Consider the following 13,815-nt stretch of genomic DNA (forward strand, 5'->3'; position numbering starts at 1 on the left):
GCAGGACATGGCCGATGGCCTCGACCGGCTGCGGGACGCCGACTTCCTGCGCCTGGCGAAGTTCATCGAAGAATACAGCGGCATCAAGATGCCGCGCAGCAAGCAAACGATGCTGGAAGGGCGGCTGCGCAAGCGCGTGGCCGCCACCGGCTGCCACGACCTGCGTGACTACTGCGCCCATCTGTTCGACCGCGACGGCCTGGCCCAGGAAACCGTGGCGCTGATCGACGTCGTCACCACCAACAAGACCGAGTTCTTCCGGGAGCCGGAGCATTTCCGCATCCTCGCCGACCAGGTCATCCCGTCCCTGCTGAAGGACGCCCCGCGCGGCCGCACGCCCACGCTGAAGGTCTGGAGCGTCGCCGCCTCTACCGGCGCCGAGCCCTACACCCTGGCCATGGTGCTGGACGCCGCCAGCCAGGGCCGTTTCACCGCCTCCGTCCTTGGCACGGATATCTCCACCCGCGTGCTGGAAACCGCCCTGCTCGGCATCTATCCGGAGGAGATGGCGGCGCCGGTACCACCCGCCATGCGCGCCCGCTACCTGCGGCGCGGGCGCGGCGCCTCGGCCGGTCTGGTACGCGTGGCGCCGGAACTGCGGCAGATGGTCCGCTACCGCTGGCTGAACCTGATGGACAGCGCCTACCGCCTGGATGGCGAGATGGACGTCGCCTTCTGCCGGAACGTGCTCATCTACTTCGACAAGCCGACCCAGCAGGCGGTGCTGCAACGCATCTGCGCGCAACTGCGCCCGGGCGGCTACCTGTTCCTCGGCCACTCGGAATCCCTGGCTGGCTTCAGCCTGCCGGTGGAACCCACCGCCGCCACCGTCTTCCGCAGGATCTGAGCATGTCCGGCAAGATCCGCGTGCTGATCGTCGATGACTCCGCCGTCGTACGGCAGACCCTCACCGACATCCTGGAATCCGACCCGGAGATCGAGGTCCTCGGCGCCGCCTCCGACCCCTTCGTGGCGGCCAAGCGCATCCAGCAGGAGGTGCCGGACGTCATCACCCTGGATGTCGAGATGCCGCGCATGGACGGCATCACCTTCCTCCGCAAGATCATGGCGCAGCGGCCTATCCCGGTCGTCATGTGCTCCTCCCTGGTCGAAGCCCGTTCCGAGACGCTGATGCAGGCGCTGGAGGCCGGTGCCGTCGACATCCTGCTGAAGCCCAAGCTCGATACGCGGCAGGGCCTGCTGGAATCGCGCATCCGCATCTGCGACACCATCAAGGGCGCCGCCCGCGCCCGGCTGAACCGCGGCCCCCGCCCGCGCGCCGAGCCCCGCGCGGTCGAGAAGAAACTCACCGCCGACGCCATGCTGCCGCCACCCAGCACCCGGCACGCCATGGCACGCACCACCGAATCCGTCATCTGCATCGGCGCCTCCACCGGCGGCACGGAAGCGCTGCGCGAGGTGCTGGAAGCCCTGCCGGCCGATTGCCCCGGCATCGTCGTCGTGCAGCACATGCCGGAACGCTTCACCGCCGCCTTCGCCCATCGCCTCAACGGCATCTGCGCCGTGGAGGTCAAGGAGGCCGCCGATGGCGACAGCGTCCTCCGCGGCCGCGTGCTCATCGCCCCCGGCGCACGCCATATGCTGCTGCGCCGCAGCGGCGCGCGCTACCACGTGGAGGTGAAGGACGGCCCCCTGGTCTCCCGCCACCGCCCTTCGGTGGACGTATTGTTCCGCTCCGCCGCGCAATACGCCGGCGGAAACGCCACCGGCATCATCATGACCGGCATGGGCGATGACGGCGCCCGCGGCCTGCTGGAAATGCGCAAGGCCGGCGCCCACACCGTGGCGCAGGATGAAGCTACCTCGGTCGTCTTCGGCATGCCAAAGGAAGCCATCGCCCTGGGCGCGGTCGAAAAAGTGCTGCCGCTGGAAAGCCTCGCCGCCGAGATCCTCCGCGCCAGGCCGCATTGAAAAGCTGGGCCAGGCTGCCACGCCTGTTCCTGGCGGTGGGCGAGGTCGCCTGCCCGGCGGCACCGCACTGGATCACCACCGTTCTCGGCTCCTGCGTCTCGCTCTGCTTGTGGGACCCGGTGCGCCAGCGCGGCGGCATCAACCACACCGCGCTGCCACGCGGCGGCACCACCGGCCGCTATGGCGAGGTCGCCAACGACCTGCTGCTCCAGGCCATGCTGGAGGGCGGCAGCCACCGCCCGCATTTGCGCGCCAAGCTGTTCGGCGGCGCCTCGGCCTTTGGTGATATCGGTGCACAGAACATCTCGGCCGGCTTGGAGGCCCTGCACCGCCACGGCATCCCCCTCCTAGCACGCCGCACCGGCGGGAATCGCGGTATGCTGCTGCATTACCGCACCGATACAGCCGAAGTCAGGTTGCGGCTCGCCTGAAGGCTTGGCCCTTGCGGGCAGTCGGAGAAACAAGGCCGAGGAAGGATTCCCCAGGCCCCATCTTCTTTCTTCAAGTTTGGTGTTGCGCGCCCAGAACAAGGCGGCGCTTCTGAACTTACGGGCCACAGGGGTTTAATTCGCTCGGCAGAGGTGCCGGACCTCAGGCGAGAATGCACCCGTCTCATTCAAACCAACACCTCAACAGCAACGACGCGAGAAAACTCGAAGAAGGAAAAGAAGGGGTCCGGGGAATTCCTTCCCCGGCTTTCCTCCACCATTCGGAGCTCCAAAGCGCACTGGCTTGAGGTGGAATCACCGAAAGACCGAATCACGCGACCAAACAAGGCATACAGCTCGAGGTGTGAAGAAGTGTGAACGCATCATGCTCTAGAACAAAATGTCCTCCAGATTAGCAGGGGCCGCCGCGGGCGCCGCGCCGCCCCCGGCCAGCCGCGCCTGTACCTGGCGTTCGCTTTCCATGGTGTAGCTGGCACTGGCGGGCAGCAGCGGGCGGATTCGCGCCACCTTGGCCTCGTCTGGCGCCGGGCCGCCGGCCAGGGCCAGTAGTCGGGCGGCGGCAGCGCGCAGCATCTCCGGCACGTTCACCGCCTTCAGGGCCGTCTCGGCCGCTGCCAGGGCGGTCGCCGCGCCGTTGCCTTCTTCCTCCAGCGTCACCAGGGCCAGGCCGATCTGCTGGCCGGTGTCTTCCAGCCGCGTCATGGCGCCGGCAATCAACCCGCTGAGCTGGTCCAGCGCCGTTTCCTCGGCGCTCCGCCCACGGTCGACGCGGTCCTGCGCCAGGGCGGTCACGCTGGTCAGGTCCTCGGCAATCTGCGCGACGATCTGCGTGGTCTGGTCGGCGCAGCTGCGCAACTCCCGCGCAATGGTGTGCAGGGTACGGCCGGCATCGTGCAGCCGGCCGGATTTCAGCGTCATGTTCAGGCTCATCAACCGCAGGTCGGTCTCCAGCCCCCGCACCGTGGCGATCTGGCTGACCAGTTGCGTGACAGAGGATGCGATGCCGCGCGCCATGCCATCCACCTCCGCCTGCGCGGTGCGGAACTCGCGCAGCAGCGCCTGCGCTTGCCGCACCGTGGCTTCCAGCGGCCCCAGCAGGCTGCCGCGCCGCTCGTTGCTGCCATAGGCTTCGTGGCCCAGCTGGCAGATTGCGCGTGCATCCGCCGCCATGGCCCGCAACGCGCCGTCCACGCGCTCGCATTGCGCGGCATGTTCCTGCGCCGCGTTCTGCAACAGGGCCGATTGCAGGTGGCACACATGCGCCCGTACCAGCGCCGCATCGGCGGCATCATCCGGCATCCGGTGCCGCGCCAGCGCCAGCACCGCTTCCTCCACATGCTCCACCCGCTGGCGGGTGGTGTCGGCAATCTGCAGCGCCATCACCGATTCCGCCACCCGCCGCGCAATGGCGGCGGATCGCGCGGAAACCTCGGTGGAGGCCTCCGCCCCCGCGCGCAGCCGGCGGTCCACGGCGCCCACCCCCTCGGCCAGCCAACCCGGGATGCCCTGCAGCGCCTCGGCCTGCTGGCGCGCGAAGCCGTCCTGCCGCGCCAGCCCGCCGCGCACCTGCTCCTGCAACTGCACCACCACGTGTTGGAACTTCTCCAGGCTCTGGCGGGAGAGGTCGAACAGCCGGGCGATCTCGGTGGTAAAGGCGGAAAGGTCCTCGCGCGATTCGCCGAGGCCGGACGCGCACACCTTGGCCGATACGGTCAGCATGCCCACGGCCCGCACGGTGCTGTCCAGCCGCCCCAGGGCGCCGCCGATGGTGCCCAGCTGCCCGCCCATCCGCTCCAGCACCTGCCGCTCCACCCGCAGCACGGCATCGATGCCGCGCACCTGGCCGGCAGCACGCTCCAGCTGCGCGATGGCGTCCTGCAATTGTGGCCCGCGCAACTGCGTGCCCAGTTCGTCGAAGCAGCGCCCCAGGCCGCCCAGGGAACCCGCGGCGCGTTCCAGCTGGCGCCCGGCGGCACTGAAATCGGCCTCGAGCGGCGCATGGGCTTGGCGCAGGTCGTGGGCGATGGCGGTCAGCCCGGGGCACGGAATCATGGCGGCTGTCTCTCTTCGAGCGTTCCAGCGCATCATGCCCGCACGAAGGTTCATGATTCCTGACCAGCCGTGCGCCATTCGCCCATGCACGGGGCGCCGACGACCGAAGCCCGAAGCGCCCGGCCGTCAGCCAGCCTGTGGCCCGGACGGCGCCGGTGCGCTCCGTAGCAACGGCCGCAGCATCAGCAGCCCCAGCGCCGGCCCCGCCGCCAGCCATGGCAGCACCGACGCCAGCGACGCCACCCCAGCCAGGCGCGTGAACAACTCGATGCTGAACACCGTGATGGCGAAGCCGACGCAATTGACCAGCGTCAGCACGCTGCCCATCGCCGCCCGCGGCGCGTTCCGCGCCGTCAGCGCGGAGAATTGCGGCGAATCTCCCGCCGCCGTCATCCCCCACAGCAGCAGCCACGCCAGGAAAACCGGCAACGGTGCCCCCAGCAGCAGCGGCGCCGCCAACGCGCAGGCCCCGCTGGCCCCCAGCTGGAAGGCGGCAATCCGCGCGCTGCCGAAGCGCCGCGCCAGCAGCCCGCCCGCCACGCAGCCCACCGCGCCGGCCGCGATGGCCCAGAACGCCCCGGCACTGACGGCGGTGCCCGCCAGCCGCGTGGCCAGGATCAGCGGCAGCAGAACATAGAGGGTATAAAGCTCCCACATATGGCCGAAATAGCCGAAGACGGAGGCCCGCAGCCGCGCATCCCGCCAGGTGGCGGCCAGGCCGCGCAGGCGGATGGCGGCACCGCTGGGCGCATCCGGGTTGGGCGGCACCAGCAGCAAGGTTGCCAGCCCTCCCAGCGCCGCCAGGGCGGATACGCCCAGCAACAACGCCTGCCACGGCAAGGCCGCGCCGCCCCCCAGCTCGCCGCCGCTCAGGGCACGCACGCCGTGGGGCAGGGCGGTGCCCAGCACCAGCGCGCCGATCAGCACGCCCAGCGCCGCGCCCAGCCCCTCCCGGTACCACCCGGCGGCAATCCGCATGCCGACCGGGTAGATCCCCGCCAGCAGGAAGCCCACGGTGAAGCGCAGCGCCAGCAACGGCCACCACGCCCCGTCCAGCAGCACGATCCCCGCATTGGCCAGCGCCCCCAGCAGGGAGCAGCCGCAGAACAGCCAGGTCGGCCGCAGCCGGTCCGCCAGCATCAACAGCGCGAAGACCAGCGTGCCGCAGACAAAGCCCAGTTGCACCGCGGAACTCAGGCTGCCCGCCGCCGTCGCCGGCAGGCCCCAGTCGCGCTGCAGGTCCGGCATCACCGCATTAGCGGCGAACCACAACGAGGTGCCGCAGAACTGCGACAGAACCAGGGTCGGCAGCACCCGCCTGGGCACTTTCGCACCCTGCCGGCCACTGTCTGTCCCCGGCGCCACGCTCTCACCCCCACGCGGAAGGCTGTCGGCTTCGATTGGTCTCATGCGTTGCAGCCTGATCCGCGCCGGCTGAAATATCCAGCCGCCTCCTACGGATTGCCACCGCCTCTCCGCGGCCCGCCTGCTCCGGCGCCCGTCGCGGCAGCGGCACCGCATGGTTCCTGCCGCCCCGTACCGGGAACCATCGAAGCAGGATCGGCCGGACCACCATGATCAGCGGGCCTGGATACCCACGCTTGCTGCAAGCTCAATCTGCCTTGAACCCCTTCCTGCGGATGAAGGCGCCGAAATCCGCCCGCTCCGGCACCGAGTATTGCCGGACCTTGTCCTCCGACCAGCCATACGCCTCGGCCTGGCCGAACCGCTCCGTATACCGCTGCGTCGCGTAGGGCTGCACGGCGGCGCGCCGCCGGTCGTAATCGGCGATCTTGTCCCGCAGGCCGCTCTCGTCATACCGGTCGTGATGGACCGTGACGTCGAGCCCCAGGCGCGGGCTCATGACCCCCGCGAAGGACGGCCACCCCACCCCCAGCCCCGCCACCGGGAACACATGGTCCGGCAGGCCGAGAAGCTCGGACACTTCCGCCGCCCGGTTGCGGATGGCGCTGACAGGGCAGGCCCCCAACCCAACCCGGTCCGCCGCGGCGATAAACGTCGCCAGCACGATGCCCGCATCGACCGAGGCATTGAACAGCGGGTCCAGGTGGTCATTCACGAAAGGCTGCTGGCGCCACTCGAAGGCCAGCCGGTGCCGCCGGTTGTTGGCGCAGAATACCAGGAACGCCGGCGCCTCCCTGGCCCAGGGGTTGTCCGGGATCAGCGCATGCAGCTTCTCCCGCTGCGCCTGGCCGGAGATGATGATGATATCCGCCTGCTGCAGGTCCGACTTCGACGGCGCGGCCAGCGCCACCGCGCACAGCGTCTCCAGCAACGCGGGGTCGACAGGGTTGTCGGTGTATCGCCGCATGACCCGGCGGTCCGCCATGGCCGCCAGCACCTCGGCACCTTCCGGCGCGGCCTGCAGCGCCGGCGCGGAACCGAACCGCGCCCTGAGGATCTCCAACAGTCGATCGAGCAACACCACCTCCATCAACGCCGCGCCGCGGCAACCCGCATCGGCGCCGCCATGGCCACGGATCATCCCAGGGAAACGGGATGGCTCCTAGAGGGCAACGGACTCGCCATCCGCCGGAACGCGCAGGCTGGACGCGAAGCCTTCCTTGGCGGCGAAGGCCCGCAGATCGGCGCGGCTGAGGATGCAGTGATTGACCGCTTCCATGTGGCTGGCGATCAACATCGCGCCCGGTGCCGCCTGATGCACCGCGCGGACATCCGCCATGCCCATGATGATGGGGTCCAGCCCAATGAACAGCGCCATGCCGGCATTCAGGACGATCGCGTCCGGCCGGTGGGTGGCGATGGCCTGCGCGACGTGCTGGTTCCAGATGGTGTCGCCCGCGACATACAGCGTCTTCTCCGCGGGATGGCGGAACACCACGCCGCATACCTTGCCCAGGGCCGGGATGGCCTGCAGCGTCGCGTCCGTGCCGTGCTGCCCATCCGTCCGCGCCAGCGTCACGCCGTTGAACGCCGACGTCCCGCTCAGGACGCGCACATCCGTGAAGCCGGCCTGGCGGATCGCGGCCGCATCCGCGTCATTCTGCGCGAAGATGGGCAGAGACTTGCGCAACTGCGCCTTGGCGGCGTCGTCCCAGTGGTCGGTGTGCAGATGCGTCACGATCACCGCATCGACGTCGATGAGCTCGGCGACAGGCAGGGGCAGCGGAACCATCGGGTTGCGCACCTGGCTGCTGGCCGAGCCGGGGAAGCCGGGCGCCGCGCCCTGGTCCGCCAGCATCGGGTCCACCAGGAAGCGCACGCCGCCGAAATCGACACGGAGCGTCGCGTTGCGGATCTGCCTGACCGTCGCCTGCCCGGCGGCCGCCGCTGCGGGCCGGACCGTCATCCCAAGCGCTCCGGCGGACAGCGCCCCGAGCGTACCCATCACCGGAAGCGCCTCGCGGCGGGTCATCGGCAACCCGTCCTGGTCCGTCATGGCTGGTTCCTTTCAGCACCGGGGCGCCACGCTGATCGCCGGCATGCCCACGCGGGAGATATGATGACCCCTGGATAGGCCAGCGGCGGCCAGGGTAGGAGTGGCGGTGTCGACATTATCAGGGTTGAAAACGACATGACCGGCGCGGACCGTATCGAGGTCGGGTTGGTGCTCTACCCAGGCGCCCAGCTGGCCGCCGTGCTGGGTATGACGGATTTCCTGCTCCTCGCCGGCCGCATCGCCGCCGAGGCGACCGATCACCGGCAGGCTCCCGCGCTCCGGGTCAGCCACTGGCAGCTCCATGAGGGGGAGGCTGCTCCGCGCCGGGTGTTCGACACCGCGCCGGACGAGGCCGGCGCGCCCTCCGTCCTCATCCTGCCGCCCCGGCTCGGGCCGCTGATCGAACCCGCGGAGGCCGCGCCCTTCGTCGGCTGGCTACGCGAATCGCACGGCACCGGCACCGTGCTCGGCTCCATCTGCACCGGCGCGTTCCTGCTGGGGGAAACCGGCCTGCTGGCCGGCCGCAGCATCACCACGCACTGGACGTTCGAGGAGGCCTTCGAGGCCCGCTTCCCCGAAGCGAAGATGGATGCCGCCCGCCTGATCATCGACGATGGAGACATCATCACGGCTGGCGGCGTGATGGCCTGGACCGACCTCGTCCTGAAGTTGATCGACCGCTATCTCGGGCTGGTGGTCATGCTGGAGGTGGCGCGGCGCTTCCTGGTCGACCCGCCTGGCAGGGAGCAGAGCTACTACAGCGCCTTCGCGCCCAGGCTGAACCATGGCGACGGCGCCATCCTCAAGGTCCAGCACTGGCTGCAGGCGACGGGCGCGAAGGAGGCCGACCTGGCCGCCCTGGCCGCCAGGGCCGGGCTGGAGGAGCGGACCTTCCTGCGGCGCTTCCAGAAGGCGACGGGCCTGACGACCACGGAATACGCCCAGCGCATCCGCGTCAGCCGCGCGCGCGAACTGCTCCAGTCGGGCGCATGCACCGCCGATCAGGTGGCATGGGATGTCGGCTACTCCGATCCCGGTGCCTTCCGAAAAGTCTTCGCGAAGATCGTCGGCCTGACGCCCGCCGAATACCGCAAGCGCTTCCAGGCCCGATCCCCGCACCTGCTATAGAAAGGCGTTGCCCACGCATACCGGCCCGCTCATCCGCTGGTTCCGCGGGCCTTGCCGGGCACCCTCCCGAACAACGCCGTGCGCAGCTTCAGTTCTACGAAGCCGACATTGGCGCGGGCTAGGCCGCCACCCTCCGCCGCCCGCCGATCGCGAGTAACAGCATGGCCAGCAGCGACAATCCCGCGCCGACGAGGAACGGCACCGCCGACCCGAAGCTCTGCCAGAACCAGCCCGCCGCCGTGTTGCCCAGCAGGACCACGGCACCCGTCGTCAGGTTGAACGCGCCGAAGGCGCTGCCTTTCAACCCGTCCGGTGTGGCCCCTGCGATCATCGCGCCCAGCAGGCCCTGGGAGAAGCCCATATGCAGCCCCCAGAAAACCGTGCCGAGGATGTACACCCAGGCCGAGCCGGCAAAGGCCAGGACCAGATGCGCGGCGGCCAGGAAGGCCAGGCTCCACAGCAGCAGCCCCGTGGTGCCGATGCGGTCGGACAGCCTGCCGACCGGGTAGGCCGCCAGCCCGTACACCGCGTGCATGATCACCATCGAAAGCGGCACCCAGGTCGGGGAGAAGCCAGCCTCCAGCGATTTCAGCAACACGAAGGCTTCGCTGAACCGCGCCAGCATGATGACTGAGGCGATGCCGATCACCCCCCAGACGGCGCGATTCAGCTGCAATGCCTGAGAAAGCCGGAATCCAGCCCGCTTGGCCGCGCCGTTCTCGGCCGGTTCCCGGACACCGAAGATCAGCACCGCCATGGCCAGCGCGGCCGGAATGGCCGCCAGCCAGAACACGGTCACGATATCCCCGGCCATCAGCATCATCACCAATACGGCAAGCAGGGGACCGACAAAGCCGCCCACGGTGTCGAGCGACTTGCGAAGCCCGAAGCTGGCGCCACGGATCTCCGGCGGGCTCACCGCCGCGACCATCGCATCGCGCGGCGTGCCGCGGATGCCCTTGCCCACCCGGTCCATCGCCTTGGCCAGGATGATGAGATCGACGCTGGCCGCCAGCGGAAAAAACAACCGGGAGAGCGCCCCAAGGCCGTAGCCCAGCACCGCCAGCGGCTTGCTGCGGCGGCTCCAGTCGACGAACAGCCCCGACAGGAACTTGGTGGCGGTCGCCACGGCGACCGACAAGCCCTCGATGAAGCCGACGAGCATGGCCGAGGCGCCCAGACTGCCCACCAGATAGAGCGGCAGCAGGGTCTGCACCATCTCGGAGGAGACATCCATCAGCAGGCTCACGACGCCCAGCATCCAGACCGTCACCGGGATGGCCGGGCGCCGGGCACCAGGCGGCGTGCCGGAATGGGGATGATGCATGGGCCAGCGCCTTATGGATTGCTCCGCGGGGATATGCCCAGGCTCACCCTTCGGCACAACGTACGCCGCCCCATCGCGCGCGGCGGACAAGCAACCCGCCGCCGGCAGCATCACCGCCGCCCACGGCACACCCCCCCCTGGCCACAAGGCCCGCGAACCCGGACAACCGGCCACGCCACTCCCCGGCCGGCCGGTCGCCCGGACCCGCCGCCTCAGGCCGGCGGCGAACCCGCCTGCGGCGCGACGGCGGCGAAGTCGCTGGCATCATGCCGCTCGCGCAGCTGCCGCGACGGGTCGCCATTGACCTTGTTCACCATCGCGCCGCGCTGCACCGCCGGCCGGCTGCCCACCAGCGCCGTCCAGCGCTGCAGGTGCTGGTACTGGCCCACCTGCAGGAACGTCCCGGCGTCGCCATACAGCTCGCCCTTGGCCAGCAGCCCGTACCAGGGCCAGATCGCCATGTCCGCCACCGTGTAGTCCGAGCCCGCGATGTACTCGCTGACCGCCAGCCGCTGGTCGAGCACGTCGAGCTGCCGCTTGGCCTCCATGGCGAAGCGGTTGATCGGGTATTCCAGCTTCTCTGGTGCATAGGCATAGAAATGCCCGAAGCCGCCGCCAAGGAACGGCCCGCTGCCCACCTGCCAGAACAGCCAGGACAGGCACTCCGCCCGCGCGGCGCCCGCCTGCGGCAGGAAGGCGCCGAACTTCTCCGCCAGATGCACCAGGATGGCGCCGGATTCGAACACCCGCACCGGCTCCGCCCCGCTGCGGTCCACCAGGGCCGGGATCTTGGAGTTGGGGTTGATCTCGACGAAGCCGCTGCCGAACTGGTCACCCTTGCCGATCTCGATCAGCCAGGCGTCATACTCGGCGCCGCCATGGCCGGCCGCCAGCAGCTCCTCCAGCATGATCGTCACCTTCACGCCGTTGGGGGTACCCAGCGAGTAGAGCTGCAGCGGATGCCGCCCGACCGGCAGCGCCTTCTCCTGCCGCGCGCCGGCGGTCGGCCGGTTGATGCCGGCGAAGGCGCCGCCGTTCTGCTGGTCGTTCACCCAGACCTTGGGCGGGGAATAGCTGGAAGCCTGATCCATCTCGTCTCTCCGATGATCTCGCCAGCGGCGCCCGAAACCGGGCAGCGCCAGGACGCCCTGGCCAGCCGCCATAGTAGTCGCCTTCCACCCCCTCGCTCCACCCCCGCCCGCCCGCCGTCAGGATTGGCCAGTCTCGTCGGCGTTCAGCCTGGCGGCCCAGTCCGCGTAGGGCGTCGTCCGCGCCATGCGCCGGTTGTAGTCAGGCGCGCCGTCATCCCACCAGACCGGGCCACGCTCGCCCAACTGGTGCTTGGCCGCGTCCACCCTGGCTCGCGCGGCCTCCCGCGCCACCTCATCCGCGGTGCGCATCGCCGCCTGCTTGGCCCGCCGTGCCGCCATCAGCTCCTTCACCAGCTCATCGCGCCGCCCAGGCGGCAGGCCAGGATCGGAACAGCGCCACAAGCGCCCCCGGACGATGAAGTAGCGGCCATCGGGCGTCACCGGACCCTTGCCCATCAGCGCAGGCTCCCGCCGCTAGCTGGTGCTGGTGCTGGTGCTGGTGCTGGTGCTGGTGCTGGTGCCTTGGCGGCCAGCCGCGCGGCCTCCGCATCCCGTGCCGGCGGCGCGCCGAACATCCGCCCATACTCGCGCGTGAACTGCGGCACGCTCTCATAGCCCACCGCGAAGGCCGCGCTGCTGGCCGAGCAGCCTTCGCCCCGCATCAGCCGCCGCGCCGCGATCAGCCGCAACTGCTTCTGGAACTGCAGCGGCGACAGCGAGGTCACGCTGCGGAAATGCTGATGGAAGGAGGACGGGCTCATCCCCGCCACGGCCGCCAGGCTCTCCACCGGCAATGGCTCGGCATAGCGGGCCCGCAGCACCGCCACGGCGCGCGAAACCCGCTCCACAGGCCCGCCTGGCCAGCCGACCCGCCGTACCGCCGCCCCATGCCGCCCGGTCAGTAGCCAGTAATGCAGTTCGCGCATCAGCGCCGCCCCCAGCACCGGCACCGCCGCCGGGCGGTCCAGCAGGCGCATCATCCGGGTGGCCGCCTCCACCACCTCGGCTGCGGTCGGGTCGGCCTGCACCGCGCTGGCATCGGCGGCATCGGCCCCCTCCATCTGCAGGCTCAACTCGGCGATGACGGCCGGGTCCAGCTCCACCACCAGCGACATGTAGGGTACCGCCGCGCTTGCCTGCGTCACCTGGCTGATGGTTGGCACATCCGCCGTGATCAGCAGCGAATCCCCCGCGCCGAAGCTGACATCCCGCGTTCCCATGGTGACGCGCTTGCCGCCCTGCATCACCAGGCAGGCGAGGGGGCGGGAGATGTCGTGCACCAGTTCGCTCGGCGCCGTCGCATGGACGGTGCTCAGGCCAAGGATGAAGGTGCGGGCGATGCCGTGGCCATCGGCATGCGCCTCGCCATGCCGGCGCACCAGGTCGAGAAGGCTGCTCATGCCGCCATGCTACCCGCCGCGCCCCCCGGCCGCATCCGGCTTCGGAGGATCAAGCAAGCAAGTCCGAGGTTCCGGTAAGGACGCCCGCCCGGCCGGGGGCGATGATCAGGGCACCAGGCAAGGAGCCCAGCCATGACCACCATCTCCCTCGTCACCGGCGGCAGCCGCGGCCTCGGCCGCAACACGGCGCGCAGCATCGCCGCCCGCGGCGGCGACGTCGTCATCACCTACCAGAGCCGCGCCGGGGACGCCCAGGCGGCCGCCGCCGAGATCGCCGCGATGGGCCGTAAGGCCATTGCCCTGCAACTCGATGTCGGCAACGCCGCTACCTTCCCCGCCTTCGCCACCGCCTTGCGGGCGGCCCTGCGCGAAACCTGGGGCCGCGACAGCTTCGACCACCTGGTCAACAACGCCGGCTACGGCGACTTCGCGCCGATCGCCGACACGACGGAGGCGCAGTTCGACCGCCTGGTCGACGTGCACCTGAAAGGCGTGTTCTTCCTGACCCAGGCGCTGCTGCCGCTGCTGGCCGATGGTGGCCGCATCGTCAACCTGTCCTCCGGCCTGACGCGGGTCTCGGCGCCGGGTTGGGCCGCCTACGCGGCGGTGAAGGGCGCGGTGGAAGTGCTGTCCCTCTACATGGCCAGGGAGCTGGGGGCGCGCGGCATCGCCGTCAACACCGTGGCGCCGGGCGCCATCGAGACCGATTTCTTCGGCGGCGCGGTGCGCGATACGCCTGAGTTCAAAAGGCACTTCGCGGACATGACGGCACTCGGCCGCGTTGGCGTGGCGGACGATATCGGCCCGATGGTCGCCAGCCTGCTCGGCCCCGACAACCGCTGGGTCAACGCGCAGCGCATCGAGGTCTCCGGCGGCCAGGGCATCTGACCGCCGCGCCCGGGGCACCGTCCGGCGGCGGTGCATCTGCGCCGGCACACCGCATCCTCACTCGCCCACGGACAGGGGCAACCGCCCCTGCCGCCCTGGGCCGCCCGGACCCATCGCCACCACACCG

13 protein-coding genes are annotated in these 13,815 nt (G+C 70.1%); 5 read left to right on the top strand and 8 right to left on the bottom strand.

All coding sequences use genetic code 11. The features are described 5' to 3' along the window. From IBL26_RS09480 to IBL26_RS09490, 3 genes are all read left to right on the top strand, one after another. On the top strand, positions 1–847 hold an 847-nt coding region (locus IBL26_RS09480), incomplete at its 5' end, for a CheR family methyltransferase (protein WP_456316405.1). A gap of 2 nt (positions 848–849) precedes the next feature. After that, entirely contained in the window at positions 850–1,932 is a 1,083-nt protein-coding gene (locus IBL26_RS09485) for a protein-glutamate methylesterase/protein-glutamine glutaminase (RefSeq protein ID WP_187784235.1), read from the top strand. Further along, positions 1,929–2,363, top strand: coding sequence for a chemotaxis protein CheD (locus IBL26_RS09490; protein ID WP_187784236.1), 435 nt, complete (start codon positions 1,929–1,931; stop codon positions 2,361–2,363). Before IBL26_RS09485 ends, IBL26_RS09490 begins: the two co-directional genes overlap by 4 nt. A 387-nt stretch (positions 2,364–2,750) precedes the next feature. On the opposite strand, the gene IBL26_RS09495 is transcribed toward IBL26_RS09490, so the two are convergent. From IBL26_RS09495 to IBL26_RS09510, 4 genes are all read right to left on the bottom strand, one after another. Next, positions 2,751–4,433: a coiled-coil domain-containing protein gene (locus IBL26_RS09495; RefSeq protein WP_187784237.1), complete on the bottom strand. Its 1,683-nt coding sequence runs from the start codon at positions 4,431–4,433 to the stop codon at positions 2,751–2,753. 126 nt (positions 4,434–4,559) lie between these two features. After that, a complete protein-coding gene (locus tag IBL26_RS09500; RefSeq protein ID WP_187784238.1) occupies positions 4,560–5,843 on the bottom strand; it encodes an MFS transporter in 1,284 nt (427 codons plus the stop codon). Between the two features lie 202 nt (positions 5,844–6,045). Next, positions 6,046–6,939 (bottom strand): nitroreductase family protein, encoded by an 894-nt coding sequence (locus tag IBL26_RS09505; RefSeq protein ID WP_241749198.1) that lies wholly within the window; start codon positions 6,937–6,939, stop codon positions 6,046–6,048. A 21-nt stretch (positions 6,940–6,960) separates the two neighbouring features. Further along, on the bottom strand, positions 6,961–7,854 hold the full coding sequence (locus IBL26_RS09510) for an MBL fold metallo-hydrolase (protein ID WP_241749200.1): 894 nt from the start codon (positions 7,852–7,854) through the stop codon (positions 6,961–6,963). A gap of 135 nt (positions 7,855–7,989) precedes the next feature. Here IBL26_RS09510 and IBL26_RS09515 point away from each other — a divergent pair, with 135 nt between their 5' ends. Next, positions 7,990–8,982, top strand: coding sequence for a GlxA family transcriptional regulator (locus tag IBL26_RS09515; RefSeq protein ID WP_187784239.1), 993 nt, complete (start codon positions 7,990–7,992; stop codon positions 8,980–8,982). Between the two features lie 118 nt (positions 8,983–9,100). Here the strand turns inward: IBL26_RS09515 and IBL26_RS09520 are convergent, their stop codons facing one another. The 4 genes from IBL26_RS09520 to IBL26_RS09535 all read right to left on the bottom strand — a co-directional run bounded on the left by IBL26_RS09520 (position 9,101) and on the right by IBL26_RS09535 (position 12,800). Beyond that, entirely contained in the window at positions 9,101–10,309 is a 1,209-nt protein-coding gene (locus tag IBL26_RS09520; RefSeq protein ID WP_187784240.1) for an MFS transporter, read from the bottom strand. 212 nt (positions 10,310–10,521) lie between these two features. Continuing rightward, positions 10,522–11,400 (bottom strand): glutathione-dependent disulfide-bond oxidoreductase, encoded by an 879-nt coding sequence (gene yghU, locus IBL26_RS09525; protein WP_187784241.1) that lies wholly within the window; start codon positions 11,398–11,400, stop codon positions 10,522–10,524. Between the two features lie 117 nt (positions 11,401–11,517). After that, positions 11,518–11,856, bottom strand: a complete 339-nt coding sequence (locus IBL26_RS09530; protein WP_187784242.1) for a hypothetical protein — start codon at positions 11,854–11,856, stop codon at positions 11,518–11,520. Then, positions 11,856–12,800, bottom strand: a complete 945-nt coding sequence (locus IBL26_RS09535; protein ID WP_187784243.1) for an AraC family transcriptional regulator — start codon at positions 12,798–12,800, stop codon at positions 11,856–11,858. Before IBL26_RS09535 ends, IBL26_RS09530 begins: the two co-directional genes overlap by 1 nt. A 132-nt stretch (positions 12,801–12,932) precedes the next feature. On the opposite strand from IBL26_RS09535, the gene IBL26_RS09540 reads away from it, so the two are divergent. Then, positions 12,933–13,688 carry an SDR family oxidoreductase gene (locus tag IBL26_RS09540; protein ID WP_187784244.1) on the top strand — a complete coding sequence of 252 codons (756 nt, stop codon included), beginning with the start codon at positions 12,933–12,935 and terminating at the stop codon, positions 13,686–13,688. Positions 13,689–13,815: the final 127 nt, after the last annotated feature.

It is taken from the genome of Teichococcus aerophilus (assembly GCF_014490485.1).
GTDB lineage: Bacteria > Pseudomonadota > Alphaproteobacteria > Acetobacterales > Acetobacteraceae > Pseudoroseomonas > Pseudoroseomonas aerophila.